The sequence below is a fragment of the Streptomyces sp. HUAS MG91 genome (assembly GCF_040529335.1).
GTDB lineage: Bacteria > Actinomycetota > Actinomycetes > Streptomycetales > Streptomycetaceae > Streptomyces > Streptomyces tabacisoli.
The window spans coordinates 8,294,228-8,318,965 of record NZ_CP159534.1 but is presented as its reverse complement, the minus strand read 5'-3'; the positions used below and the strand labels follow the sequence as shown (position 1 = coordinate 8,318,965).

Genomic DNA, 24,738 nt, shown 5'->3' with positions numbered 1-24,738 from the left:
GACCTCGCGATTCCCGCGCCCCGGAGTCGGACCGTGCACCCGTCAACGCCGCGCGCACGTGCTCGTATGCTCGGGGGACGAACGCCGGATCGATCTTGGAGTGACGCAGGTGGCGCGACGGCCGACCCTGACCGCGACGTGGGACCGCTTCGTGGCCTCCGACCCCGGGCTGCTGCGGCTGACGGCCGGAGTGCGCACCGTGGCGGCGATCGGGCTCGCGCTCGGCGTGCTCGCCCTGATCGGCACGGACGTGACGCACATGGTGGCGGGGGCCATGGCGGCGATGGTCGCCACCTTCGCGATCCGCGAGAAGACCGTGCGCGGGCAGGCGGCGACCCTCGCGCTCGGGCTGCCGACCGCGCTCGTCGCGATGACGCTCGGCGCGCTGCTGCACAGCCTGGTCGTCATCGGCGACGCGTTCTTCGTCGCCCTCATCTTCGGCGCGGTCTACAGCCGCAGGTTCGGCGACCGGGGCACGGCGCTCGGCCTGATCGGTTTTCAGGTGTATTTCGTGTCCCTGTTCGTGAACGCCTCGGTGGGTCAACTGCCGGTCCTCTTCGGCACCTTGGCGATCTCCTTCGCCTGCAGTGCCATGGCCCGGTTCGCGCTGGTGCCGGAGACCCCGCAGCGGGTGCTCGGGCGGCTGCGCGACGCGTTCCGGGCGCGGCTCGCGCAGCTCGTGGACGCTCAGACACAGCTGCTCGACGCGCCGCCCGGCGACCTGGACGACGTCCTCGACGATCTGCGGAGCCGCACCGCGCGGCTGCACGAGACCGCGCTGATGATCCAGGGCCGGCTGGAGGACGGCACCCGCGACGACGCCGCGGCCTCGCTGATCCAGCGCCGTGTCGCCGACGCCGAGGTGGCCGCCGAACGCCTCGGCATGCTGCTGCTCACCGCCCGCAGCGCCGAGCGCGCCGATACCCTCACCCTGCATCTGCCGGGCGCCCCGGTGCCCGCCACGGGCAAGCTGCTGCACGCCGAGGACGAGTCCACCAGGCTGCTCCGCCGCGACCTCGGCGCCCTGCGCCTGATGGTGGCCCGCCCGGCCGAGGCGAACCGCGGCACGGCCGTCGCCCACGTCCGCAACCGGCTGCTCGGCTACCGCGACGAGGAGTGCATACCGCCGGGCACGACCCTCGCGGTGCAGGACGTGTTCCGCGGCATCGGTGAGGCGGCCCGTGCCGTCCTGGGTCTGCGGCTCGCGCTCGACGGTCCGCAGGACGAGTCGGACGACTCCCCGGCGACGACGCGCTCGCGCGAGGAGTTCGACGCCGAGGACGTGTCCATCACGAGCACCGAGAAGGACGAGCCGGACGAGCCCGCGGGCTTCCAGCGGCCCACCACGCGGGCCGCGTTCCAGGTCGCCGTCGGTTCGTCGCTCGCCATCGTCGGCGGCGAGTTCCTGTCCTCGCAGCGCTGGTACTGGGCGGTCCTGACCTGCTGGGTCGTCTTCCTGAACACCGCGTCGACCGGCGAGATCGTCGTCAAGGGCTACCGGCGGCTGCTCGGCACCGTGCTGGGGGTCGTCGCCGGTGTGGCGCTCGCGGGCGCCGTCGGGCACCACACCTGGCTGGCGTTCGTACTGGTCCTGGTCTGCGTGTTCGCGATGTTCTTCACCGCCCCGCTGTCGTACGCGCTCATGTCGTTCTTCGTGACGGCGATGCTGGGTCTGCTCTACACCCTCCTGAACACCTACAGCCTCGACGTGCTCGTCCTGCGCATCGAGGAGACGGCGCTGGGCGCGGCCTGCGGCATCATCGCGGCGATGCTGGTGCTCCCGGTCCGCACCGACCGGCGCACCGACGAGCAGCTCGCCGCCGTCCTGGAGCGGCTCGGCGAGGTCGTCGAGGGCGCCGTGGAGCAGCTCAGCGGCGGTCCCGCCGTCGATCTGCTCGACAAGGCCCGTGACCTCGACACGGCGCTCGACGAGCTGCGGGCGGCGACCCAGCCGCTGACGCACCCGATCACGCCGCTGCGCGAGCGCCGGCAGACCGCCCGCTATCTGGTGGCGCTGCTCGAGACCTCGGCGTATCACGCCCGTTCCCTGGCGGCGACGGCCGAGCTCGTCCCGTACAGCAAGCGGATCGGCGCGGATCCGCGGCTGGCGCGGGCGGCGCAGCGCATCGACCACAACATCGACGTCCTGGTCGCTCACGTGAACGAGACGGAGGAGGGGGGCCGCGTCGAATCGGGCGCGAGCATCACCGCGATGCTGGAGACCGACGGTCTGGGCATGCCGGCCGCGAACACCGTCACGTTCCGTGTGCTGCGCCATCTCCAGCGTCTCGACGAGGGCATCACGGGTCTGGCCCGGCCGCTGGGCGTGCCGGTGGGCCCGCGCGCGTAGGCCGTGGCCCGGCCGGACGGATGTGCGTCACGGGGCCGCGGGATGGCAGGCTTGTCCCGCGCGCGTGTGCGTGCCGCACCCTTCTCGACCTGGAGTTCTTCGCATGACCGTCCCCGTCACCCGCGGTTTCGTGGGGCGTCCCCGCAGCCACGACCCGGGACTGCCGCCCGGCCAGTACGACGCGCGCGACGACTGGCCCGTCCTCTCCGCGGAGGTGACACCGCGGATCGACGAGCGGGAGTGGACCTTCCGCGTCGACGGCCTGGTCGCCGAGGAGCGCACCTGGACCTGGGACGAGGCGCGTGCCCTGCCCACGTCCGCGTACGAGGGTGACATCCACTGCGTGACGGGGTGGTCGAAGTTCGGCGTGCGCTTCGGCGGTGTGTCCCTGGACACCTTCCTCGACGCCGTGCGACCCGACGCCCGCGCCACCCACGTGGTCGCGTACTCCCACACCGGCTACGCGGCGAACCTGCCGCTCGCCGATGTCAGCGGCGGCAGGGCCTGGGTGGCCTTCTCCCACGACGACGAGCCGCTGCCGGCCGAGCACGGCGGGCCCGCCCGGCTCCTGGTGCCGCACCTGTACTTCTGGAAGAGCGTGAAGTGGCTCGCGGGCCTGCGTCTCCTCGACCACGACGAGCCCGGATTCTGGGAGCGGAACGGGTACCACGCGCGGGGCAACCCGTGGGAGGAACAGCGGTACTCCGGTGACTGAGACGACCTTCACGCCGCCCACCCGGTTCGCGGTGCCCGGGCGGATCGCCGTCGGCCGGCAGACCGCGGCCGCCTGGCAGCGCGCGGTGATCACCGAGATCCGGCGCGAGACGCCCCGCGTGTCGACGTTCCGGTTCGCGGTGCCGGGGTGGCAGGGCCATCTGCCGGGCCAGCATCTGATCCTGCGGCTGACCGCCGCGGACGGCTACACCGCGCAGCGCCACTACTCGCTCGCCTCTCCCCCGGACGACACCGGTCACATCGAGCTGACCCTCGACCACGTGGACGACGGCGAGGTCTCCGGACACCTCCACACCGTCGCCCGGACCGGCGACACCGTGGAGGTCCGCGGCCCGCTCAGCGGCTTCTTCGCGTGGCCCGGTGACCGGCCCGCGCTGCTGATCGGCGCGGGCTCGGGCGTGGTCCCCCTGATGTCGATGCTGCGCCATCACCGCCTGCGGCGGCTGACCGTCCCCCTGCGCCTGTTCGTGTCCGCGCGCACGGCCGAGGACCTGATCTACGCCGCCGAGTACGGGGACGAGACGACGCCGGTGCTGACCCGCGAGGGCGCGCGCCGGCACCTGGCCGCCGACCACCTGGCCCCGTGCTTCACGCCGGGCGCGCCCGCGTGGGAGGCGTACGTGTGCGGCTCCAACGCGTTCGCCGAGCACGCCTCCCGGCTGCTGGTCGACCTCGGGCAGCCCGTGGAACGGATCAGGATCGAACGCTTCGGCTAGGGCGTGTGTCGAAAGTCCCGTCGCCCGCCCTTCGGGCGGGCGACGGGACTTTCGACACACGCCCTAAAGGGTGTTGCACAAGGCCGTGATCTGGGCATCTCCGGTGTATGGCTGGGGTGTTGAGGGCTGAACGTGTGTGGGTGGAGACGTTCACGGGGCTGTCGTTGGAGCAGTTCGGGCGGCTGCTGAAGACGGTCCGGGACCGGGGCGGCAACGGCACCCTGCGGGGCCGGCCGTGGAGCCTGCCGCTGGCCGAACGGGTCCTGGTGGTGGCCGTGTACTACCGCACGAACCTCACCATGCGGCAGCTCGGCCCGCTCTTCGGCGTCTCCTCCTCGACGGTGTGCCGGGTCATCCAGAAGCTGGGCCCGCTGCTCGCGCTGGAGCCGGTGACCCGCCCGGCCGACGCGGCGGACCGGCTGTGGATCGTCGACGGCACCCTGATCCCGGTCCGGGACCGCCACGTCGGCACCTCCAGCCGCAACTACCGGTTCTCGGCGAACGTGCAGGTCATCGTCGATGCCGATACCCGCCTGGTGATCGCAGCCGCCCGGCCGGTGCCGGGCACCACCGCGGACGCGCACGCCTGGCGCGCCTCCGGCCTGGCCGCGCACTGCCGGGGCGTGACGGTCCTCGGCGACGGCGCCTACCTGAACTGCGGCATGGTCACCCCGCACCGCAAACGCCCCCGACGCGAGCTGCTGCCGGGCGAAGAGGACGACAACGCCGCCCACCGCAAGGTCCGCGCCCGGGTCGAGCACGTAATCGGCCGGATGAAGAACTACAAGATCCTCCGCGACTGCCGACAGCACGGCAACGGCCTCCACCACGCCGTCCAGGCCGTCGCCCAGATGCACAACCTCGCCCTCGCATCATGACCCGAAAACCGTCTCCACCGGCTCTGACCTGCCAGAACGCAGCCTTGTGCAACAACCTTTAGTGCCATCACGACGGAGGCCGGGAACCCGCCGTGCGGCGGGTTCCCGGCCTCCGTCGACGCGTGCCGAGGATCAGAGCTGGCCGGACTCGGCGATCGTGATCTTGGCGGCGGTGGCGCCGCTGCGCGAGCCGAGCGACTCGATCTTCTTCACGAGCTCCATTCCGTCCTCGACCTCGCCGAAGACGACGTGCTTGCCGTCCAGCCAGTCGGTGACGATGGTCGTGATGAAGAACTGCGAGCCGTTCGTGTTCGGACCGGCGTTGGCCATGGAGAGCTGGCCCGGCTTGGTGTGCTTGAGCTGGAAGTTCTCGTCGGCGAACTTCTCGCCGTAGATGCTCTTGCCACCCGTGCCGTTGCCGGCGGTGAAGTCGCCGCCCTGCAGCATGAACTGCGGGATGACGCGGTGGAAGGACGAGCCGGCGTAGCCGAAGCCCTTCTCACCCGTGCACAGGGCGCGGAAGTTCTCCGCGGTCTTCGGGACGACGTCCTCGAAGAGGTTGAACGTGATCCGCCCGGCGGGCTCGTCGTTGATCGTGATGTCGAAGTAGGTCTTGATTGCCATGAGGGCAATCCTTTCATTACGAGCCCCGAAATGCAGATTCGGGCGGGCGGCGTGGCCGCATCCGCACGGTCCGTAGCGCTCCGGGCGCGCAATGTGGCCGAGTGGGACCGACGGCCGGTCGCCCGCCCTCGCACCGCGGGCCCGCGCCGAAGAAGCGTTCTCCCCCTTCAAGTACGGCTTGTGGGGCGGGCTGTGGGGCTGCCTACGATGGCGTGAGGCCCCACGCTCGGCGGCGGCCGTCGACCGGGAGGGGACCACCCATGATCATCTTTGGCACGCGCGGTTACGTGTATCAGCTCGCGATACTCACGCTCGTCTGCGGCGGCTGCGGGAACCCGTCGGCCCACACGCTGCGCAAGTACGTCACGAAGTTCACGCTGTTCTTCGTCCCGCTGTTCCCGGTCTCGACGAAGTACCGCACGCAGTGCACGTTCTGCGGCATCGAGCACCAGCTGCCCAGGGAACAGGCCGAGGGCATGCTCGCGACGGCCGCCGCCCCGCAGAACCACCCGACCCAGCAGCCGCGCCACCACCAGGGCTAGGGCGTGTGTCGCCCTCGCGCACTGGCTCCGGACAGACGACAGCCCCGCCGCCTCGCAAGGGGGGGGAGATGCGAAGGCGGCGGGGCTCATGCTCGAGCGCCCGGGGGGGTGGGGCTGCCAGAGCCTGTCCGTTGTCTGGTTCCCGAGATCGGGCCGAGCATGCACATGCTCCGGCGGAAACTTCGGAGCGGCGCTCCACGACGCTCGGTACCGGGAGGGCGATCACCGGAACACCGGGAAGAACACGTGATGTTGGCCGAAATCTCACGCCCGGCGACGCACTGAAATCGCACGGACCCACACCTTCCGGTGATTCTCCCGGATCTGTCACGCCCGCCTCCACCTCGGCCTCGTGGCACATATATGGTCTGACTGGCAGCTACCACGATCGGTAGCGGCAGGGGCGAGTTCACGACGAAGTAGCCCGCCGGGAGAACTGCCCGGCTTGTCCGGTCTTCCCATCGCACGGCGTGACTAGCATGAGCGTTCGTACGGTCCGGAAGATCGGCGTCCTCTTCGGCGCGGACGGCCCGGATCCGCCGCCGACCCGACCGGTCGAGTGGCCGCTCCCCGCACGCAACGACCGAGGGACCGCGGAATGTCAGTGCCTGCTCCACCCTCCTCTGCCCGCTCGAAGCCGAAAGCCGGGGCGGGTCGACCGTCGCCGGTCGCTGCGCTCACCGTGCTGGTGGTGGCGGCCGCCGCGGCCGGCGGCGCGGCCGCGCTCGCTCCGGCGGCCGCGCGCACCTGGGCGGTGTGGACGGCCCTGGCGGCCTGGGCATTCGTGGCCGTCGTCGTGGCCGTGCACACGGCGATCCTCGGCCGCGCCCGGCGCGACGCGGAGCACACCCGCTCCGAACTGGCCGTCGCGAACGGCCGGTTGACGCAGCAGGCCGCCGAGGCGGCCCAGCTGGTGAACGTCACCCTGCCCGGCGTGGTGCGGCATCTCCAGGACGGCAGGCCCCCGGCTGCCGCCCCGCCCTACGATCCCCAACTGGCGCGCATCCTCCAGGAGTTCACGACCTCGCTCGGCGAGGCCGTGCACCGGGCCGAGCGGGCCGCCGCGGAGCGCGACGCGGCCCGGGCCGAACTGAGCCAGGCCGCGGGCGAGTTGGACCGGCTGACCACCGAGACGTTCCCGGCCGCGGTGGAGCGGCTGCGCGAGGGCGCCTCGGCCGACACCGTGCTGGCCGAGCCGGTCTGGCCCGAGAACCCCCTGCTGAGGGTTCCGGCCGAGGCGTTCCTGCGGGAACTGGCCCTGAGCGAGCGGCGCGGCGCCGCCGCCCAGGCCGCGTCGGCGAAGGCGCTCGGCCGGGTGCAGGCGAAGGCCGTGAGCATGCTCGCCGACCTGCGCGTCATGCAGGAGCGGCACGGCGAGGAGGTCTTCGGGGACCTGCTGCGCCTCGACCACGCCACCTCCCAGCTCGGGCTGATGACGGACCGGCTGGCGCTGCTGATGGGCGGCCGCTCCAGCCGCGCCTGGAACCGGCCGATCGTGATGGAGAGCGTGCTGCGCGGCGCCGTCGGACGCATCGCCGCGTACCAGCGGGTGCGGCTGCACTGCGCGACGGACGCCGCGATCGCGGGTTTCGCGGCCGAGGGTGTGATGCACCTGCTCGCCGAACTGATGGACAACGCCGCGAACTTCTCGCCGCCCATCGACGAGGTGCACGTGTACGTGGAGGAGCGCTCCGCGGGCCTGGTCGTGACCATCGAGGACAGCGGTCTGAAGATGGCCGACGCGGCGATGCGGCGCGCCGAGGACGCGGTGTCCGGACAGGTCACCGACCTGGCCTCGCTCCAGGGCACCCGGCTCGGGCTCGCCGTGGTGGGCCGGCTCGCCGCCAAGTACGGCATCGCCGTGAACTACCGGCCGTCCTCGCGCGGCGGCACCGGCGTCGTCGTCCTGCTGCCGCCCCAGGTCCTCGCCCAGCAGCGCGAGCAGGCGCCGCCCGTCAACATCCCGCGCCCGGTGTCCGCCGAGACGCACGAGCGCGCCGACGCCCCGGCCGCCGTCGCCGCCCCGGACCCCACGCCCACCGCGGGCATCCCGGCCGCGGCCGACAGCACGGACACCATGCGCCTCAGGGACACCGCCGACACCCCTGACGCCACCGACACGGTGGCGCCCCGCCCCGCCGGTGCCGTCGGGTCGACGCCGAACGGGCTGCCGGTCCGCCCGCCGGGCCGCACGATGGCCGCGGTCGAGCAGGAGCGCTCGCGCCCCGCCCCCGCCGCCGACCGCACACCGACCCGGGACGCCGGTGCCCGCTTCGGCGCGTTCCACGCCGCACGCAAGGCGAAGGAAGCCGCAAAGCCCGACTCCCGGGACACCGACACCCCGGGGGCCGACCAGCCCGGCACCCCGGCCTGACCCCGGCACGACCCGGCCGCTCCACCCCCGCTCCGCACCGCTCTACACCGTGAGATTGGAGGCACGGGCAGCTCTCTCCGGACCGCCGGAAGGGCCGTCCCGACCCCGCCATGCAGACCACTGACACCAGCCTGACCTGGCTCCTGGAGAACCTGCTCGAGCGCACTCCCGGCACCCGGTACGCCCTCGTCCTGTCCCGCGACGGCCTGAAGCTGTGCTGGAGCGAGCATCTGACGCTCGACCAGGCCGACCAGCTCGCGGCGATCTGCTCCGGGATCCAGGCGCTCGCCCAGGGCGCGTCCGTGGAGTTCGGCAACGGCAGCGGCGGCGTACGGCACTCGATGACCGAGTTCCACGGCGGGCTGCTCTTCATCGTGGACGCGGGCGACGGCGCGCATCTCGCCGTCGTCGCCGACGAGGAGGCCGACCCGGGCGTCGTGGGCCACCAGATGTCGGAGCTGGTGGAGCAGATCGGGGAGCATCTGCGGGCCGCTCCGCGCCAGGCCGGCGCGGGAGGCGGAGTCCAGTGACGCGGCGGCCGGTGGACACCGGCGCCCCGGACCGGCTGTACACGGTCACCGGGGGCCGCAGCCGCGCCGACGACGACTCCTTCGACCTGGTGACCCTGGTGGTCAGCGAGTGCGAGCCGGTCTCCGGGATGCAGTCCGAGCACGTCCGCATCCTCGAACTGTGCCGGCGGCCCACCGCCGTCGTGGAGGTCGCCGCCGAGCTGGGGCTGCCGATCACCGTCGTGCGGATCCTGCTCGGCGACCTCCAGGCGGGCGGCAAGATCACCGCCCGTCATCCGGGGGCCGCCCCGTCCGTCGCCGAACTCCCCGATTCCGCTCTTCTCAAGGAGGTGCTCCATGGGCTCCGCAACCTCTGAGCTGCCCGCGCAGCGCACACCGCTCGGCGCCGGCGCGGACACCGGCCTCAAGATCGTCGTGGTCGGCGGGTTCGGGGTCGGCAAGACCACGCTGGTCCGCTCGGTCAGCGAGATCCGCCCACTGAACACCGAAGAGGTGATGACGCAGGCGGGCGTCGGTGTCGACGAGACCTCGGCCGTGGCCTCCAAGACGACGACCACGGTCGCCTTCGACTTCGGCCGGATCAGCCTCAACGACCACATGGTGCTCTATCTGTTCGGCGCCCCCGGCCAGGAGCGGTTCTGGTTCCTGTGGGACCGGCTGTTCTCCGGGACGCTGGGCGCGGTCGTGCTCGTCGACACCCGGCGGATGGACGACTCGTGGTACGCGATCGACCGTCTGGAGCACCACGGGACCCCCTTCGTGGTGGCGGTGAACCGGTTCGACGACGAGCCGGTGCGGCACTCCCTCGACGAGATCCGTCAGGCCCTCGCGCTGCCCGCGCACATCCCGATGGTCGACTGCGACGCGCGGGTCAGGTCGTCCGGCAAGGACGTGCTGATCACCCTCGTCGACCACCTCTACGCCATCGCCATGGCCCAGGAGACGACACCGTGACGGAAACGACGCCCCCCGCCGTATCGGCCTGCCCCGCGCACGCGGGCGCCGTCCCGCTCAGCGGCCTGCAGTACCAGCAGACACCGTCGCAGCTGTACCGCGCGCTGCGTTCGGAGCACGGCCCGGTCGCGCCCGTGCTGCTCGACGGGGACGTGCCCGCGTGGCTCGTGCTCGGCTATGCCGAGGTCGGCTACGTCACGTCGCACGACGAGCTGTTCGCGCGGGACTCCCGGCGCTGGAACCAGTGGGAGCACATCCCGGCCGACTGGCCGCTCATGCCGTTCGTCGGGTACCAGCCGTCGGTACTGTTCACCGAGGGCGACGAGCACCGGCGCCGTGCCGGGGTGATCACCAACGCCCTGGAGCAGGTCGACCAGTTCGAGCTGGCACGCGACTGCGCGCAGATCGCCGACCGTCTCATCAACACCTTCGCCGGCAGCGGGCAGGCCGAGCTGATGTCCGCGTACGCGCACGCGCTGCCGATGCGCGCCGCGGTGCAGATGTGCGGGATGCCGGAGCTCGCCGACGAGACCCAGGACCTGGTGGACGATCTGCGGATCTCCCTGGACGCCCACGAGGGCGACGACCCGGTGGCGGCGTACGTCCGGGTCGGTGAGCGCATCGCGCGCCTGGTGCGCGAGAAGCGGGAGCGGCCGGGCGCCGATGTCACGTCCCGGATGATCCTGGATCCGGCGGGGCTGACGGACGAGGAGATCGTGCAGGACCTGATCTCGGTGATCGCGGCGGCCCAGCAGCCGACGGCGAACTGGATCTGCAACACGCTCCGGCTGCTCCTCACCGACGAGCGCTTCGCGATCAACGTCTCGGGCGGGCGCCTCAGCGTCGGCGAGGCGCTGAACGAGGTGCTGTGGCTGGACACCCCGACGCAGAACTTCATCGGCCGCTGGGCGGTGCGCGACACCCAGCTCGGCGGCCGGCAGATCCGCGCGGGCGACTGCGTGGTCCTCGGGCTCGCCGCCGCGAACTCGGACCCGCAGATCTGGCCGGAGGGCCATGTCGGCGCGGAGAACGCGGCGCACCTGTCGTTCAGCAACGGCGAGCACCGCTGCCCCTACCCGGCTCCGCTGCTCGCCGATGTCATCGCGCGCACCGCGGTGGAGACCCTGCTGGACAAGCTCCCGGATCTGGTGCTCGCGGTGGAGCCGGCCGAGCTGTCCTGGCGGCCGTCGATCTGGATGCGGGGACTGACCTCGCTGCCGGTGAGCTTCACTCCGGTCGTGCACTGAGCCGGGCCCGGTTGTTCAGTAGTCGGTGCGCATGGCGGCGCGCACGTCGTCGAGGGTCTGCTCGGCGAGGGCGCCCGCCCGCTCGTTGCCGGCCCGCAGCACGTCCCTGACCAGCTGCGGGTCCCGGGCGAAGGCGGTGCGGCGGGCCCGGATCGGGGCGAGGCGGGTGTTCACCGCTTCGGTGACGCGGCGCTTGAGCGCGGCCCCTCCCCCGTCGCCCAGCTCCTCGGCGACCCGGCGGGGGTCGGTGCCCTCGCAGAGCGCGGCGAGCAGGACGAGGGAGGAGACCTCGGGGCGGGTCGCGGGCTCGTACGTGATGCGGCGCTCGGCGTCGGTCTTCGCGCCGCGCAGCAGCCGCGCGGTCTCGTCGGCGTCGGCGGACAGCGCGATGGCGTTGCCCCGGCTCTTGCTCATCTTGGTGCCGTCGGTGCCGAGCAGCAGCGGGGCCTCGGACAGCAGCGCCTCGGGGCGCGGGAAGAGGTCCGTGCCGTTTCCGTACCGGTCGTTGAAGCGGCGGGCGACGGTGCGGGTGATCTCCAGGTGGGGCAGCTGGTCCTGGCCGACGGGGACCAGATTGGCCTTGACGGAGAGGATGTCGGCGGCCTGGTGGACCGGGTAGGTGAGCATGAGCCCGCTGACGGCCGACTGCCGGGAGTGGGCGATCTCGTCCTTGACGGTGGGGTTGCGGTTCAGCTCGGCGACGGAGACGAGGCTGAGGAACGGCAGCAGCAGTTGGTTCAGCGCGGGGACGGCGCTGTGCGCGAAGATCGTGGACCGCTCCGGGTCGATGCCGATGGCCAGGTAATCGAGGACGAGTTCGGCCACGTACTCCTGAAGGTGGTCGGCCAAGTCCCGGTCGGTGAGCACCTGGTAGTCGGGGACGAGGACGAAGGTCTCGACGCCGAGGTCCTGGAGTCTGACGCGGTTGTGGAGTGTGCCGAAGTAGTGGCCGAGATGGAGTCGTCCGGTCGGCCGGTCCCCGGTGAGGACCCGGAAGCGGCCCGGGTCGCTGCGCACGAGGTGTTCCAGTTCGGCGCTGCGGGCGCGCGCGGCGGTGGTGCCGAGGACGTCGGTGGTGGGGTGTTCGAGGGTGGTGGTCATGATCTCTCCCTGCGGTTCGACGGGTCGTGGTCGCCCTCGGGGCGGCCCGGCCTGCCGTCTGCGGAGATCCGCGGGAGGAAAGCAAGAAGGGCCGTCCGGGGACGGCCCTTGTTCGTGCATGGCTGTGGCCGCCTCTAAGTGAGGCGCCACCAGTTCAGACACGTGGAACGAAGCATGTGTACGAGGCTAGCACCCGGCCGGGACCTCAGGGGGCGACCGGGGTGAACGTCACCGGCAGCGACTGCGGGCCGCGCGTGAACACGCCCTGCTCCACGGGGTCGAAGCCGTCGGCGAGGCGTACGTCGGGCATCGCGTCGAGCAGCTGGTTCACGCCGGTCTCGACCTCGGCCTTGGCGAGCAGCGCGCCGACGCAGAAGTGCCGGCCGAGTGCGAAGGCGAGGTGGTCGGCGGCGGCCGAGAACGCCGTGGTGGTGGTGAGGTCGTCGCGGAAGATGTCGAAGCGGTCGGGCTCGGCGTACCGGTCGCCGTCGCGGTTGGCCGCGCCGATGAGACAGGTGACGGTGGCGCCCGCGGGGACGGTTCCGCCGGACAGCTCCACGTCGGTGGCGGACTGCCGCATGATCATGTGGACCGGGGGCGTGTGCCGCAGGGTCTCCGCGAAGGCCCGGTCGATCAGCGAGCGGTCCTCCCGTACGGCGGCCAGCTGCTCGGGATTGACCAGGAGGTTGGCGAAGATGCTGGCGATCGCCTTGTCGGTGGTCTCGCCGCCGGCCGCGAGGAGCAGGCTGCAGAACGCCTTGATGTCCTCGTCGCTCATCCGTACGCCGTCGACCTCGGCGGCGCACAGCGCGGAGAGCAGGTCGTCGCCGAGGTTCTCGCGGCGGGCCTGGATGATCGGGATCATGTACTCGGCGAACTCGACGCGGGTGCGCTCCCCCGCCGCCGTGACGTCCGGGTCACCTGCGAGGTTGCCGAGGAAGGCGATGACGGCGGTGTACCAGCCGTGGAAGCGGGCGTGGTCGGCCTGGTCGAGGCCGAGCATGTCGGCGATGACGTTGACCGGGAAGCGGGTGGCGTAGTCGCCGACGATGTCGGCGGAGCCGGTGGCGCGGAACCGGTCGATCAGGGCGCGGGAGTTGCGCTCGATGACCGGCAGGAACTTCTCCTGGAGGTCGCTGCCGCGGAAGGCCGGGGCGACCAGGGCGCGGCGCACGGCGTGCTCGCGGCCGCTGAGCTGGAGGATGGTCTTGCCGTGGACGGGCTCGAGCTGCCAGTCGTAGTTGTCGGTGGTGAACTGGCCCGCCTTGTCCTTGAAGACGCGCTCCACGTCGGTGTAGCGCGAGACGATCCAGCTCTGGGTCGCCTCGTGCCAGAGGAGCGGCGCCGACTCGCGCAGCACGCGGTAGGCGGGGTAGGGGTCGGCGGCGAACTCCGGCGACAGTATGTCGGGGATCTGCGCGGTGGACATGGCACTCCCTCAGTGGGGTGTACGGACGGTTCACCTCAGGCTATTGATCACCCGTGGGCCGGAACAGCCCCCTCCACGCCGACAGTTGAATGATGAACGCATACCGTGGCCGGAATTCGACCACGGTATGCACTCTCGGTCAGCCGTTCGGGAGGATCACCGCACGGCCGTTGATCTTGCCGTCGTGCAGTCGCTCGTACGCGAGCGGCGCGTCGTCGAGGGAGTACGTCTCGGTGTGCACGGAGACGGCTCCGGCCCGGGCCAGGTCCAGTACCTCGATGAGCTCGCCGCGGCTGCCCCAGTACGGCGCGGTGACGCTGACCTCGAAGTTGGTCGCGCCGAAGCCGACCGGGAGGGTGCCGCCACCGATGCCGACGAGGGTCACGTCGCCCTCGACCGCGGCGATCGCGCCGGCGGTCTCGACGGTCGGCTGGACGCCGACGAAGTCGAAGACGGCCTCGGCGCCGCGTCCGCCGGTCAGCTCGCGCACCTTCGCCGCGGCCTCCTTGTCCGAAAGGATCGCCTCGTGGGCGCCGACGGTGCGGGCGAGGGCGAGCTTGTCCTCGGTCACGTCGAGGGCGACGACGCGGGCGGCGGTCATGGCGCGCAGCAGCTGGATGGCGACGTGGCCGAGTCCGCCGGTGCCGATGACGACGGCGGTGGAGCCGGGCACCAGCTTGGGCAGCGAGCGCTTGATCGCGTGGTACGGGGTGAGGCCGGCGTCGGTGAGCGGCACGGTGGCGACGGGGTCGAGGCCATCGATCGGCACGAGGTGGCGCGGGTCGTCGACGATCATGTACTCGGCCATGGAGCCGGGGGCGCCCAGTCCGGGCGGACGGATGCCCAGCTCGTCGGCGCGCAGGCAGTAGTTCTCCTTGCCCTGCGCGCAGTTGGCACAGGTGCCGCATCCCCAGGGGCCGTAGACGGCGACCGGGTCGCCCTCCTTCAGGCCGGTCACGCCCGCACCGAGCGCGGCGACGGTCCCGACGCCCTCGTGGCCGAGGGTCAGCGGCAGCTCGTAGGGGAATCCCTCGGCGGGCCAGCTCATCACCGCGATGTCGGAGTGGCAGACGCCGGCAGCGGTCACCTTCAACAGGACCTGTCCGGGACCCGGCTCCGGGTCGGGGACGGTGACGACCTCGGGTGCGGCCCCGACGGTCCGGTACTGAAGTGCCTTCATGACTCGACTCCTTCGTCGCTCTCGCTCACCCCCGCCCTTCCACAGTAACCCCCTCGCGTCCCAATGAGACATCTGTCCCAATGAGACATGCAGCACGGCAAAAAAAGGACCCCGACCGTACGGGGGAGAACGGTCGGGGCCTTGGTTCAAAGTTTAACAGCGAACCAACCGTGCTCCACCCCCTTCGGCGACTCCCGCCGGGTGAGGTGGGACACACCCACCCAACTTGCCGCACATGCCGCGCCCCGAATCTACCCATAAAGTGACAAAACTAGAAATCACGGCAGCTGTCACGGGAGTCTTCGTGGTCGAGTCGCAGTCCGTCCTCACCCCACCCGCGAAGGCCGCGGTGTTCCTCGTCGTCACCGTCGCGCCCGGCGGCGAGGGCGTGGTGCGCGACACCCTGGAGGATCTGTCCGGACTGCTGCGCTCCGTCGCCTTCCGCTCCCCCGACGACGGCCTGACGTGTGTCGCCGGGATCGGCTCCACCGCGTGGGACCGGCTCTTCGCCGGTCCCCGGCCGCGCGAGCTGCACCCCTTCCAGGCCCTGGCCGGACCGCGTCACCTGGCCCCGGCCACCCCCGGCGACCTCCTCTTCCACTTCCGCGCCCGCCGCATGGACCTCTGCTTCGAGCTGGCCCGGCTCCTCGTCGACCGGCTCGGCGCGGCCGTCACCGTCGTGGACGAGGTGCACGGCTTCAAGTACTTCGACGAGCGCGACCTGCTGGGATTCGTCGACGGCAGCGAGAACCCCGTGGGCTCAGCGGCTGCCGAGGCGGTGTACGTGGGCGACGAGGACCCGGACTTCCGCGGCTCCAGCTACGTGATCGTGCAGAAGTACGTGCACGACATGGCGGCCTGGGAGGCGCTGCCCTCCGACGAGCAGGAGCGGGTCATCGGCCGTACCAAGACCGCGAACGTCGAACTGGGCGACGACGTCAAGCCCGCGAACTCGCACGTCGCGCTGAACACGATCGTCGACGAGGACGGCACCGAGCGGCAGATCCTGCGCGAGAACATGCCGTTCGGCAGCCTCGGCCGGGGCGAGTTCGGCACCTACTTCATCGGCTACGCGCGCACGCCGGACGTCACCGAGCGGATGCTGCGCAACATGTTCCTCGGCGATCCGCCCGGCAACCACGACCGCATCCTCGACTTCTCGACGGCGGTGACGGGGTGTCTGTTCCACGTGCCGAGCGCCGACTTCCTCGACGACCTGCCCGACCCACCGCCCGCAGCGGCCGCCGCCGTCGACGGCTCGCTGGGCATCGGCAGCCTCAAAGGAGCCTGAGCACCATGAGCACCTCCACCCCCAGCACCAATCTGCACCGTGAGCTCGCGCCGATCACGCCCGCCGCGTGGGCGGAGATCGAGGAGGAGGCGCGCCGCACGTTCCAGCGCCACGTGGCGGGCCGCCGCGTGGTGGACGTCACCGGCCCCGAGGGGCCGGAGCTCGCGGCCGTCGGCACCGGCCACCTCACGGACATCGCCCCGCCCGCGCCGGGTGTCGGCGCCCGGCTGCGCGGCGCCCGGCCGCTGGTCGAGCTGCGGGTCCCGTTCGTCGTGAGCCGGGAAGCGGTCGACGACGTGGAGCGCGGGTCGCTCGACTCCGACTGGCAGCCGGTCAAGGACGCGGCACGGTCCATGGCGTTCGCCGAGGACCAGGCGATCTTCGACGGCTACGAGGCCGCCGGCATCCCGGGGCTGCGGGAGCGCACCTCGAACCCGGTCCTGAGCCTGCCGGCAGAGCCGCGCGACTACCCGGACACCATCAGCCGCGCCCTCACCGCGCTGCGCCTGGCCGGTGTCGACGGCCCGTACGCGCTGCTGCTGGGCGCCGACGCGTACACGGCCGTCAGCGAGACCTCCGACCACGGCTATCCCGTCGCCAACCACCTCGGCCGGATCCTCGACGGCGAACTCATCTGGGCCCCGGCCCTGAACGGCGCGTTCGTGATCTCGACGCGCGGCGGCGACTTCGAGCTGCGGCTGGGTCAGGACCTGGCGATCGGCTACACGGCGCACGACGCGCACGGCATCGAGCTGTACTTCCACCAGACCCTGACGTTCCTCCCGTACACCGACGAGGCCGTGGTCGCGCTCAAAGCCTGAGGGACGCATTCCGGGCGCCCGCGGACGGCACGATTCAGGTCGCTCTCACACCGCGATCCGGCCATCGAGGGGCCGCATCGCCCGCCCGGCGTCCCTCCCGTACCGCGGTCCCGGGGCGAGATGCCGCCTCAGCCCCCGGCCGGGGGCGAAAAACCCCGGCCAGATACCCCGTGCGTACGAACTGGCCGGTCTTCGTGTCGACCTGATCGGTGGTAGGGGCATCAAATGACGAGGGAGCGCGGAACGGCCAGCTCCGCGCGCACGACCGAGCACTGCGAGGCGATCCGATCCATGACGGAATCCACGACGGAACCGGCCCGCCAGGCCCCCCACACACCGCACACCGCTCACACCACGACCGACCCGCTGAACCGACCGATCCCCTTCCCGCAGGACCGCGGCTGCCCCTACCACCCGCCGGCCGCCTACGCGCCCCTGCGCGACGAGGGCCCGCTCAGCCGGGTCACCTTCTACGACGGCAGCACGGTCTGGGCCGTCACCGGGCACACCCTGGCCCGGGAACTCCTCGCCGACCCACGGCTGTCGACCGACCGCGAACGGCCCGGCTTCCCGGCGCCCACCGAACGGTTCGCGAAGGCCGGCGCGCGCCGCGTGGCGCTGCTCGGGGTCGACGACCCCGAGCACAACGCCCAGCGCCGGATGCTGATCCCGAGCTTCTCGCTCAAGCGGATCACCGGGCTGCGCCCGAGCATCCAGCAGACCGTGGACCGGCTCCTCGACGCGATGGAGCGGCAGGGACCGCCCGCCGAGCTCGTCGGCGCGTTCGCGCTGCCCGTGCCGTCGATGGTGATCTGCGCGCTGCTCGGGGTGCCGTACGCGGACCACGAGTTCTTCGAGGAGCGCTCACGGCGGCTCCTGCGCGGCCCGGCCGCCGCCGACGTGGAGCGGGCCAGGGAAGAGCTGGAGGGCTACCTCGGGGACCTGATCGACCGCAAGCGCGCCGAACCGGGCGACGGGCTCCTCGACGAACTCATCCACCGCGACGGGCCGGACGGGCCGCCGGACCGCGATCAGCTGATCGCGTACGCCGTCATCCTGCTCGTCGCCGGGCACGAGACGACCGCGAACATGATCTCGCTCGGCACCTTCACGCTGCTGCGCCACCCCGAGCAGCTGGCGGCGTTGCGCGAGGGCCGCACCTCGACGACCGTCGCGGTGGAGGAGCTGCTGCGGTATCTGTCCATCGCGGACGGGCTGCTGCGGATCGCGACGGAGGACATGGAGGTGGCCGGATCGACGGTCCGGGCCGGCGAGGGCGTCGTGTTCTCCACCTCGCTCATCAACCGCGACGACGGCGCCTTCGCGGCGCCGGAGAGCCTCGACTGGGACCGCAGCGCGCGGCACCACCTGGCGTTCGGGTTCGGCATCCACCAGTGCCTGGGCCAGAACCTCGCGCGCGCCGAGCTGGAGATCGCGCTCGCCGGTCTCCTGAAACGGTTCCCCGGCCTGCGGCTCGCGGCGCCCGCCGAGGAGATCCCGTTCAAGCCCGGAGACACCATCCAGGGCATGCTCGAACTGCCGGTCGCGTGGTGAGCGCCGTGCGGGTCGAGGTCGACAAGGAGCGGTGCGTGGGCGCGGGGATGTGCGCGCTGACCGCGCCGGACGTGTTCACGCAGGACGACGACGGACTCAGCGAAGTGCTCCCCGGCCGCGCCGCGGCGACCGGGGAGCACCCCCTGCTGAAGGAGGCGGTGCGGGCCTGTCCGGTCGGCGCGGTGTCGCTGACCGGTGAGGAGAACTCCTAGGACGCACGCCCCTGGGGCGCGTCTCAGCCGTGCGGCACCACCGCGACCGGGCACGGCGCGTGGTGCAGCACGGCGTGCGCGACGGAGCCGATGCGGGCGCCGACGGCGGTGCGCCGGGCCCGGCGTCCGACGACCAGGAGCTGGGCCCCGGCGGCGACCGACAGGAGCACCTGGCCGGCGCTGCCGATCTCGACGTGCTCGACGACCGGCACGTCGGGGAAGCGCTCGCGCCAGGGTGCGAGGGCGGCGCCCAGGGCCTTCTTCTCGTACGGCTCGATGCCTCCGGACTCGTCGAGGAGCTGGAGCGAGGCGGGGCTGTAGGCGAACACCGGCGGCAGGCTCCAGGCGCGCACCGCCCGCACGGTCGCGCCGCGGGCGGCCGCGGTGCGGAAGGCGAACTCCAGGGCGGCGGCGCTGTCCTCGGCGTCGCCCTCCTGTCCGACGACGATCTCGCGCCCGGCCGCCTCGCCGCTCGCCTCGTCGCCGGCCCGGACCAGGACCACGGGCCGCTCGGTCGTGGCGACGACCTGCTGGCCGACGGAGCCGAGCAGGAATCCGACGAGGGTGCCGTACCCGCGCGAGCCGAGGACGAGGAGTTCCGCGTCGCGCGCGGCGCCCGTCAGCGCGGCGGGGGCGCCGTCGTCGAGGACGTCGGTGGTGACGGAGAGGCCGGGGTGGCGCTCGGCGATCTCCTGCTCGGCGTCCTCCAGCAGGTCGTGCGCCCACTGCACGCGCGCCGATTCGTCGGCGGCGAGCGCGAGGCTCTCCGGCACGGCCTCGCTCACGTGCACCAGCCGCAGGGGAAGCTCGCGCCGTACCGCCTCGCGCGCCGCCCAGGCGGCCGCCGCCGCGCTCTCGGGTGATCCGTCCACTCCCGCGGTGATCGGCCGGGCCATGGGACCGCCTCCCTCATCCGTGCACTGCACTGTCGGTTGTCGCCCGTTCCGCTCCGCCGCGGACGGGCCGCTGTCGTCGATCTTGCCCTACTGCCGGGTTTGTCCCTACCGCAGTCTCGCCGACGGGGCGGCCCGGCGCGGGCGAAGTGGCTCAAGTGGCCTGGTTTCACCGGGTGTTCATCCACGATCCGCCGCACCCCGACCGACCGGGTTGCCGCGTCGGCGCGGCGCCCGGGGAGGGTCAGTCCTCGCCGACGACCTTCCCCGGGTTGAACAGGTCCAGCGGGTCGAGCGTCCGCTTCACCGCGCGCTGCAACGAGAGCACCGACGGGCCGAGTTCGTCGCGCATCCCGGCGCGCTTGAGCAGCCCCACGCCGTGCTCGCCGGTGACCGTGCCGCCCGCGGCGATCGCGGCCTGGAGCAGTTCCTCGAAGGCGGCCTGCGCGGCGACGCGGGCCGCCTCGTCGCCGGGCTCGGTGATCAGCAGCGGGTGGAGGTTGCCGTCGCCCGCGTGCGCGATGGTGGCGATGCGCACGCCGTGCCGGTGCCCGATCTTCTCGATGGTGGCGAGCATCTCGGGCACGGCGGAGCGGGGCACGCACAGGTCCTCGGTGAGGACCGGGCCGAGCCGTTCCAGCGCCGGATAGGCGAGGCGGCGTACGTCGAACAGGGCCTCGGCCTCGACGGCGTCGGTGGACTGCTCGGCCCACAGGGCTCCGGCCTCCCGGAACGCGGCGGCCATGGCGTCCGCCTCGGCCGCGCCCGCGTCGCCGGGGGCGTCGATCCGGGCGAGCAGCATGGCCTCGGCGCCGGGTTCGATGCCGAGGTGCTTCCAGTCCTCCACCGCCTGCATGCAGGCCCGGTCCAGGAGTTCGAGGGCGGCCGGGGCCAGGCCGCGGCTCGTGACCAGGGCGACCGCGGCGCCCGCGGCGACCAGGCTGTCGAAGGCGCCGACGACCGTGCGGGGCTCCGCCACCGGGGCTGGCCGCAGCTTCAGCGTGATCTCGGTGACGACCCCGAAGGTGCCCTCGGAGCCGACGAACAGGCTCGTCAGGTCGTACCCGGCGACGCCCTTGGTGGTGCGCCGGCCGAGCCGGACGCGGGAGCCGTACTCGCCCGCGGGGCCGCCCATGACGACCTCCATCCCGAGGACGTAGTCCCGGGTGACGCCGTACTTGAGACAGCACAGGCCGCCCGCGTTCGTCGAGACGTTCCCGCCGATCGTGGACCAGGGGGCGCTGGCCGGGTCCGGCGGGTACCACAGGCCGTGCTCGGCGACGGCGGCCTTCAGGTCGTTGTTGACGACTCCGGGCTGGACGACGGCGATCAGGTTCTCGGTGTCGATCTCCAGGATGCGGTTCATCCGCGACACGTCGAGGACGAGGCAGCCGTCGACGGCGTTGGCGCCGCCCGAGAGACCGGTGCCCGCGCCCCGGGTGACGACGGGTATCCGCCGGGCCGCGCACTCCCGGACGACGGCCTGGACCTCGTCGGCCGAGGTGGCGCGCACCGCGGCCAGGGGCCTGCCCACGGGCGCCCACTCGGCGTCGTCGTGGCCGAGGGACGCGAGGACGTCCGCGTCCGTGACGAGGGTGCTGTCCGGGAGCGCGGCGGCGAGTTCGCGCACCGTCCCTGCTGTGTCTGCCGTGTTGATGGCGTACCTCCTGAGCAAATGTGCATGACCGGCGAGTTCGCGGGTAACTGCCGAACACCATGATGGAACAGGGTGTTGCGTCGGCTCACGGCGCGGGAGGGACGGTGGATTCCACCATGAGCGGGACGGACGTCACTGCGCACAGGACCCGGACCACGGTTGGTGAGGCATCCGCGTACGACATCTCCGACCCCGGCCGGGTGGCGCCGCGGGACGCGCGGGAGCTGTCGCGCCACTTCTTCCGGCGACTGGCGGAGCTGGAGGAGGGGACTCCGGAGTACCAGTACACGCGCAACACGCTGATCGAGATGAACATGTCGCTGGTCCGCTTCGCGGCCGGCCGCTTCCGGCACCGCGGGGACTCCACGGGCGACTTCGAGGACATCGTCCAGGTCGGCACGATCGGCCTGATCAAGGCGATCGACCGGTTCGAGATCTCGCGCGAGGTCGAGTTCACCTCGTTCGTGCTGCCCTACATCACAGGTGAGATCAAGCGTTTCTTCCGGGACACGACCTGGGCCGTGCACGTGCCGCGCCGGCTCCAGGAGATGCGGCTCGAACTGGCCAAGGCCCGCGACGAGCTGTGCAGCCGTCTGGACCGGGAGCCCAGCACCGCCGAACTGGCCACGCTGATGGACATCTCGGAGGCCCAGGTCGTCGAGGCCCAGCTGGCGTCGAACGGGTATACGTCGGCGTCCCTGGACGCGGCGCTGACCGGCGGCGACGGCGGACAGGACGGCGAGTCGGTGCTCGCCGACTTCATCGGCGTCGAGGACGGGGCGATGGAGCTCGTCGAGGACTTCCAGGCGCTCGCCCCGCTGGTGGCCAGGCTTCCCTCCCGGGACCGGCAGCTGCTCCATCTGCGGTTCGTCGAGGAGCTGACCCAGGCGGAGATCGGGGAGCGGCTCGGGTACTCGCAGATGCATGTGTCCCGCCTGATCAAGCAGCTGATCGCGCGGCTGCGGACCGGGATGCTCGCCGAGGCGGACGCCGTCTGAGGCGGGACCTCAGGAGGGCAGTGACAGCACCGCCCGTACGCGCTTGCCGACGGGCACCCGTTCCACGGTGACCTCGGCGAGCGCGTCCACGATCTCCAGGCCGTGCCCCCCGATGCGCCCCGGGTCCTTGGGATAGCGCAGGGGCACGGCCGCGCTGCTGTCGTAGACGGTGACGGCGATGTGCCGTGCCGTGCCCTCCAGCTCCAGGACGTAGGGGCCCGCGCTGTGCCGGTCCGCGTTCGTGACCAGTTCGCTCACGATGAGCATCACGTCACCGGTCACGTGCGCCTCGAGACCCACGCACCACTCCTGGCGCAGCCGGGTCAGGAACGCGCCGGTGAAGGCGCGCGCGTCGGCTATGCAACCCGGTTCACCGGTGTAGTGCGTCACCTGCCGCAGCGGCTCGACCGACGCCTCGAAGCCCGATCGGATCACTTCTCCGCCCATGCACTCGGTGTACTCGCTCATCCATGTCTCTCTCGCCGGCCGGCCCGTGTGGCAAGGGCCCCGCAGCCATGCTGCTACCCCGACTCCGGCGTGGCAGTCCTGATCGGCCGGCCGAGTGACCGCATCGGGTTCCGGTCGTTTGACGGTCGTCGACACGACTCGTGGTCCGACGTGTCGACGACCGTCAAACGACCCGAAAGGTCCGATCATGTCCGTTCTTCGAACCGGCCGTCCGATCAAGCGCACCAGGATAGCCAAGGATCACGCCGAGGCCGCACTCGTGGCGCAGTACACGGCGCTGGTGCGGCTGGCGTACCTGACTCTTCCCGCCGCCCTCTCCCGACACCGGCGGGTGCTGCTGGCCCACGGAGCCGCGCAACGGGCGCTGCCCGGGGCGCGCGGCACGCTCGTGCCCCGTCCGCGCGGTCCGCAGGACGGCGACGCCGTCACCGGTGACGCGCTGCGGGTACGGGTGCTGCGCGCGGCCCTGTCCGCCGCCCACCGCCCCGCCGGCTGGCCCGGCGCGCTGCCGCCGCCCCGGACCCTCGTGCCGAGGCTGCCCGTGGTGTGGGGGCTGCGGCTGTTCCCGCACGCGGGCGGCGCGGAGGAGATCGCACTGGGGCAGGCGCTCGCCGACGCGCCTGCCCCGACGCGTGCCGCGTTCGTGCTGCGCCGCGTCGACGGTCTGCCGGACCGGCGGACCGCCGCGCTGCTGGAGGCGGCCGGTGTGCGCGACGCCGCGGCGAGCGTCCGGGCGGCAGCGGATCTGGACGCGGCAGCGGGCGCCGCCGCCGAAGCCCTGCTGCGCTCCCAGGAGTTCGACGCCTGCTCGGTCCAGAGCCGGCCCACCGATCTGGTGCGCCGCGGCCGGCGCAGGCGGGCCGTGTGGCTCACCGGCGCGGCCGCCGCTGTGGCCCTGGCCGCGGTCATCGTGCCGCAGACCACCGACGGCTCCGGGCGGTCGACGGCATCGGCCCGCGCGGCCACGCCCCGCTATCTCTCCGCCGACCGTCTGGTGCGGGCCGACGCGCAGCAGTGGGCGGACACCTCCCGCGTCGACTTCACGGCGTGGCCGGCCCGCGGGGGCCGCACGGACGACAAGGACCTGCTGTCCCGCGCGCTGGGCACCTGGGCGGCGCCCACGACGGACGTACGGGTGACGGCGACGCCCGGCACGCCGACCGACGCGCCACCGCGCAGTCCGCAGCTGTTGTACGCGGGCGATGTCGGCGGCCGGGGCGTGGTCCTGTTCAGCGACGGCGAGCGGCTGGCCCGGTACACCGACGCCGACGGCGACTCCCCGGCGGCGCTCGCCCTCTCCCGCGCGGACGACGCGGACGTCACCACGGCCGCCGTCGTCGTGCTGGCCCGGTCGAAGGGCTCGGCCCGCTATCTGACCGCCCCGTGGGTCGCCGAGTCGACCACCCGGGACCTGTTGCGGCCCGACAGTCCGGCGCGGCCGCTGCACGTGTCGGGCGACGGTGTGACCGACGCGGTCCCGGTGGTCGCGGCGGCCGACTGCGCGCGGCGTCCGGTGCTCCAACTGCGGTCCTCGTCGCGGATCGTGGAGCACCACGCGTTCGTGGTCGCGGATCTCGGCGGGCTCTCGCCCGTGCACCTCACGTACACGCCGCTGCCGGGCCACGGCACTCCCCCGGCGCGGCAGCCCCGTGAGGCGACGAGCAGTCAGGCACTGCTGGCGTGGGCGCGCAGCGCGTGCCGGCTCGGCTCGTGGGAGGGCGGCGCCGTGCGCGCCGTCAACGCCTGGGACTTCGCCGAGCAGGAGCTGCCGGAGGGCGGCGGCCACGCGGTGTGGATGTGCGCGCGCGCCACGACCTGGCGCGGACCGGGCGATGTGGCGCTGCTGCTGCGGACGCCCACGTCGTCGCTGACCGCGCCCGCCGAGCTGGTGGGGCAGGCGCGGAACACGGCGGCGTGCAGCCGGTTCGGGCAGCACGTGGTGGCGTCGACGCGCTGGAAGTCGCCGAAGGACCACTGGTACCTGGTCGCGGCGGGCAGCCGTGCGGTCGTCGGGATCTCGGCGAGCGGGGCGGTCGACACCGCCGCCGCCGGCCGCACGATGGCGGTCCGGGCGCCCGAGAACGGCACGGTCCGGGTCACGGCGCGTCTGTCCGGGGAGGCCGGCGGGGAGCGGCTCTCGGAGGTGGGCGCCGCAGGGCGCTGAAAACCCCCGGCCACGGGGCC

Annotated in this window: 23 protein-coding genes; 16 read left to right on the top strand and 7 right to left on the bottom strand. The window is 72.5% G+C overall.

All coding sequences use genetic code 11. The features are described from left to right. Positions 1–109: 109 nt before the first annotated feature. The 4 genes from ABII15_RS37710 to ABII15_RS37695 all read left to right on the top strand — a co-directional run bounded on the left by ABII15_RS37710 (position 110) and on the right by ABII15_RS37695 (position 4,679). Positions 110–2,350 carry an FUSC family protein gene (locus ABII15_RS37710; protein ID WP_353946797.1) on the top strand — a complete coding sequence of 747 codons (2,241 nt, stop codon included), beginning with the start codon at positions 110–112 and terminating at the stop codon, positions 2,348–2,350. A 103-nt stretch (positions 2,351–2,453) separates the two neighbouring features. After that, positions 2,454–3,065: a sulfite oxidase-like oxidoreductase gene (locus tag ABII15_RS37705; protein ID WP_353946796.1), complete on the top strand. Its 612-nt coding sequence runs from the start codon at positions 2,454–2,456 to the stop codon at positions 3,063–3,065. After that, positions 3,058–3,801: a ferredoxin reductase gene (locus ABII15_RS37700; RefSeq protein WP_353946795.1), complete on the top strand. Its 744-nt coding sequence runs from the start codon at positions 3,058–3,060 to the stop codon at positions 3,799–3,801. Before ABII15_RS37705 ends, ABII15_RS37700 begins: the two co-directional genes overlap by 8 nt. 107 nt (positions 3,802–3,908) lie before the next feature. Next, a complete protein-coding gene (locus tag ABII15_RS37695; protein ID WP_353943422.1) occupies positions 3,909–4,679 on the top strand; it encodes a transposase family protein in 771 nt (256 codons plus the stop codon). 132 nt (positions 4,680–4,811) lie between these two features. On the opposite strand, the gene ABII15_RS37690 is transcribed toward ABII15_RS37695, so the two are convergent. Beyond that, positions 4,812–5,303, bottom strand: coding sequence for a peptidylprolyl isomerase (locus ABII15_RS37690; protein WP_353946794.1), 492 nt, complete (start codon positions 5,301–5,303; stop codon positions 4,812–4,814). Positions 5,304–5,563: 260 nt separating this feature from the next. On the opposite strand from ABII15_RS37690, the gene ABII15_RS37685 reads away from it, so the two are divergent. The 6 genes from ABII15_RS37685 to ABII15_RS37660 all read left to right on the top strand — a co-directional run bounded on the left by ABII15_RS37685 (position 5,564) and on the right by ABII15_RS37660 (position 10,950). Next, positions 5,564–5,845 (top strand): zinc-ribbon domain-containing protein, encoded by a 282-nt coding sequence (locus tag ABII15_RS37685; protein ID WP_353946793.1) that lies wholly within the window; start codon positions 5,564–5,566, stop codon positions 5,843–5,845. 682 nt (positions 5,846–6,527) lie between these two features. After that, positions 6,528–8,219 (top strand): ATP-binding protein, encoded by a 1,692-nt coding sequence (locus ABII15_RS37680; protein ID WP_353946792.1) that lies wholly within the window; start codon positions 6,528–6,530, stop codon positions 8,217–8,219. Positions 8,220–8,329: 110 nt separating this feature from the next. Further along, positions 8,330–8,749 carry a roadblock/LC7 domain-containing protein gene (locus tag ABII15_RS37675; RefSeq protein ID WP_351455340.1) on the top strand — a complete coding sequence of 140 codons (420 nt, stop codon included), beginning with the start codon at positions 8,330–8,332 and terminating at the stop codon, positions 8,747–8,749. Beyond that, a complete protein-coding gene (locus ABII15_RS37670; RefSeq protein WP_353946791.1) occupies positions 8,746–9,105 on the top strand; it encodes a DUF742 domain-containing protein in 360 nt (119 codons plus the stop codon). The genes ABII15_RS37675 and ABII15_RS37670 overlap by 4 nt, the downstream gene beginning before the upstream one ends. Next, on the top strand, positions 9,086–9,703 hold the full coding sequence (locus tag ABII15_RS37665) for an ATP/GTP-binding protein (RefSeq protein WP_111664449.1): 618 nt from the start codon (positions 9,086–9,088) through the stop codon (positions 9,701–9,703). The genes ABII15_RS37670 and ABII15_RS37665 overlap by 20 nt, the downstream gene beginning before the upstream one ends. Further along, a complete protein-coding gene (locus ABII15_RS37660; RefSeq protein WP_353946790.1) occupies positions 9,700–10,950 on the top strand; it encodes a cytochrome P450 in 1,251 nt (416 codons plus the stop codon). Before ABII15_RS37665 ends, ABII15_RS37660 begins: the two co-directional genes overlap by 4 nt. 15 nt (positions 10,951–10,965) lie before the next feature. On the opposite strand, the gene trpS is transcribed toward ABII15_RS37660, so the two are convergent. From trpS to ABII15_RS37645, 3 genes are all read right to left on the bottom strand, one after another. Further along, positions 10,966–12,051, bottom strand: coding sequence for a tryptophan--tRNA ligase (gene trpS, locus ABII15_RS37655; protein ID WP_353946789.1), 1,086 nt, complete (start codon positions 12,049–12,051; stop codon positions 10,966–10,968). A 205-nt stretch (positions 12,052–12,256) separates the two neighbouring features. Then, positions 12,257–13,480: a cytochrome P450 gene (locus tag ABII15_RS37650; protein WP_353946788.1), complete on the bottom strand. Its 1,224-nt coding sequence runs from the start codon at positions 13,478–13,480 to the stop codon at positions 12,257–12,259. A gap of 139 nt (positions 13,481–13,619) precedes the next feature. Then, positions 13,620–14,660: an NAD(P)-dependent alcohol dehydrogenase gene (locus ABII15_RS37645; RefSeq protein WP_351455324.1), complete on the bottom strand. Its 1,041-nt coding sequence runs from the start codon at positions 14,658–14,660 to the stop codon at positions 13,620–13,622. Positions 14,661–14,964: 304 nt separating this feature from the next. On the opposite strand from ABII15_RS37645, the gene ABII15_RS37640 reads away from it, so the two are divergent. The 4 genes from ABII15_RS37640 (at position 14,965) to ABII15_RS37625 (ending at position 18,538) form a co-directional block, all read left to right on the top strand. After that, positions 14,965–15,951 carry a Dyp-type peroxidase gene (locus ABII15_RS37640; protein ID WP_353946787.1) on the top strand — a complete coding sequence of 329 codons (987 nt, stop codon included), beginning with the start codon at positions 14,965–14,967 and terminating at the stop codon, positions 15,949–15,951. Positions 15,952–15,956: 5 nt separating this feature from the next. After that, positions 15,957–16,772, top strand: a complete 816-nt coding sequence (locus ABII15_RS37635; RefSeq protein ID WP_353946786.1) for a family 1 encapsulin nanocompartment shell protein — start codon at positions 15,957–15,959, stop codon at positions 16,770–16,772. 291 nt (positions 16,773–17,063) lie between these two features. After that, positions 17,064–18,326: a cytochrome P450 gene (locus ABII15_RS37630; RefSeq protein WP_353946785.1), complete on the top strand. Its 1,263-nt coding sequence runs from the start codon at positions 17,064–17,066 to the stop codon at positions 18,324–18,326. Continuing rightward, positions 18,323–18,538 (top strand): ferredoxin, encoded by a 216-nt coding sequence (locus ABII15_RS37625; protein ID WP_353946784.1) that lies wholly within the window; start codon positions 18,323–18,325, stop codon positions 18,536–18,538. Before ABII15_RS37630 ends, ABII15_RS37625 begins: the two co-directional genes overlap by 4 nt. Positions 18,539–18,561: 23 nt before the next feature. On the opposite strand, the gene ABII15_RS37620 is transcribed toward ABII15_RS37625, so the two are convergent. Together ABII15_RS37620 and ABII15_RS37615 are read right to left on the bottom strand one after the other, a co-directional pair. Next, positions 18,562–19,434, bottom strand: a complete 873-nt coding sequence (locus tag ABII15_RS37620; protein ID WP_353946783.1) for a universal stress protein — start codon at positions 19,432–19,434, stop codon at positions 18,562–18,564. 241 nt (positions 19,435–19,675) lie between these two features. Next, a complete protein-coding gene (locus ABII15_RS37615) occupies positions 19,676–21,061 on the bottom strand; it encodes an FAD-linked oxidase C-terminal domain-containing protein (protein WP_353946782.1) in 1,386 nt (461 codons plus the stop codon). Between the two features lie 143 nt (positions 21,062–21,204). Here ABII15_RS37615 and ABII15_RS37610 point away from each other — a divergent pair, with 143 nt between their 5' ends. Next, positions 21,205–22,086: a SigB/SigF/SigG family RNA polymerase sigma factor gene (locus ABII15_RS37610; protein WP_353946781.1), complete on the top strand. Its 882-nt coding sequence runs from the start codon at positions 21,205–21,207 to the stop codon at positions 22,084–22,086. A gap of 9 nt (positions 22,087–22,095) precedes the next feature. Here the strand turns inward: ABII15_RS37610 and ABII15_RS37605 are convergent, their stop codons facing one another. After that, positions 22,096–22,554 carry an ATP-binding protein gene (locus ABII15_RS37605; protein ID WP_353946780.1) on the bottom strand — a complete coding sequence of 153 codons (459 nt, stop codon included), beginning with the start codon at positions 22,552–22,554 and terminating at the stop codon, positions 22,096–22,098. A 187-nt stretch (positions 22,555–22,741) separates the two neighbouring features. Here ABII15_RS37605 and ABII15_RS37600 point away from each other — a divergent pair, with 187 nt between their 5' ends. After that, positions 22,742–24,718, top strand: coding sequence for a hypothetical protein (locus tag ABII15_RS37600; protein WP_353946779.1), 1,977 nt, complete (start codon positions 22,742–22,744; stop codon positions 24,716–24,718). Positions 24,719–24,738: the final 20 nt, after the last annotated feature.

What these genes read in the sequence shown, in the direction of transcription:
- ABII15_RS37675 (WP_351455340.1), top strand. Translation starts at nt 8,330, where the DNA reads ATGCAGACCACTGACACCAGCCTGACCTGGCTCCTGGAGAACCTGCTC.
- ABII15_RS37650 (WP_353946788.1), bottom strand. Translation starts at nt 13,480, where the DNA reads ATGTCCACCGCGCAGATCCCCGACATACTGTCGCCGGAGTTCGCCGCC.
- ABII15_RS37605 (WP_353946780.1), bottom strand. Translation starts at nt 22,554, where the DNA reads ATGAGCGAGTACACCGAGTGCATGGGCGGAGAAGTGATCCGATCGGGC.
- ABII15_RS37600 (WP_353946779.1), top strand. Translation starts at nt 22,742, where the DNA reads ATGTCCGTTCTTCGAACCGGCCGTCCGATCAAGCGCACCAGGATAGCC.
- ABII15_RS37705 (WP_353946796.1), top strand. Translation starts at nt 2,454, where the DNA reads ATGACCGTCCCCGTCACCCGCGGTTTCGTGGGGCGTCCCCGCAGCCAC.
- ABII15_RS37630 (WP_353946785.1), top strand. Translation starts at nt 17,064, where the DNA reads ATGACGGAATCCACGACGGAACCGGCCCGCCAGGCCCCCCACACACCG.
- ABII15_RS37695 (WP_353943422.1), top strand. Translation starts at nt 3,909, where the DNA reads ATGGCTGGGGTGTTGAGGGCTGAACGTGTGTGGGTGGAGACGTTCACG.
- trpS (WP_353946789.1), bottom strand. Translation starts at nt 12,051, where the DNA reads ATGACCACCACCCTCGAACACCCCACCACCGACGTCCTCGGCACCACC.
- ABII15_RS37635 (WP_353946786.1), top strand. Translation starts at nt 15,957, where the DNA reads ATGAGCACCTCCACCCCCAGCACCAATCTGCACCGTGAGCTCGCGCCG.
- ABII15_RS37665 (WP_111664449.1), top strand. Translation starts at nt 9,086, where the DNA reads ATGGGCTCCGCAACCTCTGAGCTGCCCGCGCAGCGCACACCGCTCGGC.
- ABII15_RS37620 (WP_353946783.1), bottom strand. Translation starts at nt 19,434, where the DNA reads ATGGCCCGGCCGATCACCGCGGGAGTGGACGGATCACCCGAGAGCGCG.
- ABII15_RS37610 (WP_353946781.1), top strand. Translation starts at nt 21,205, where the DNA reads ATGAGCGGGACGGACGTCACTGCGCACAGGACCCGGACCACGGTTGGT.
- ABII15_RS37645 (WP_351455324.1), bottom strand. Translation starts at nt 14,660, where the DNA reads ATGAAGGCACTTCAGTACCGGACCGTCGGGGCCGCACCCGAGGTCGTC.
- ABII15_RS37690 (WP_353946794.1), bottom strand. Translation starts at nt 5,303, where the DNA reads ATGGCAATCAAGACCTACTTCGACATCACGATCAACGACGAGCCCGCC.
- ABII15_RS37685 (WP_353946793.1), top strand. Translation starts at nt 5,564, where the DNA reads ATGATCATCTTTGGCACGCGCGGTTACGTGTATCAGCTCGCGATACTC.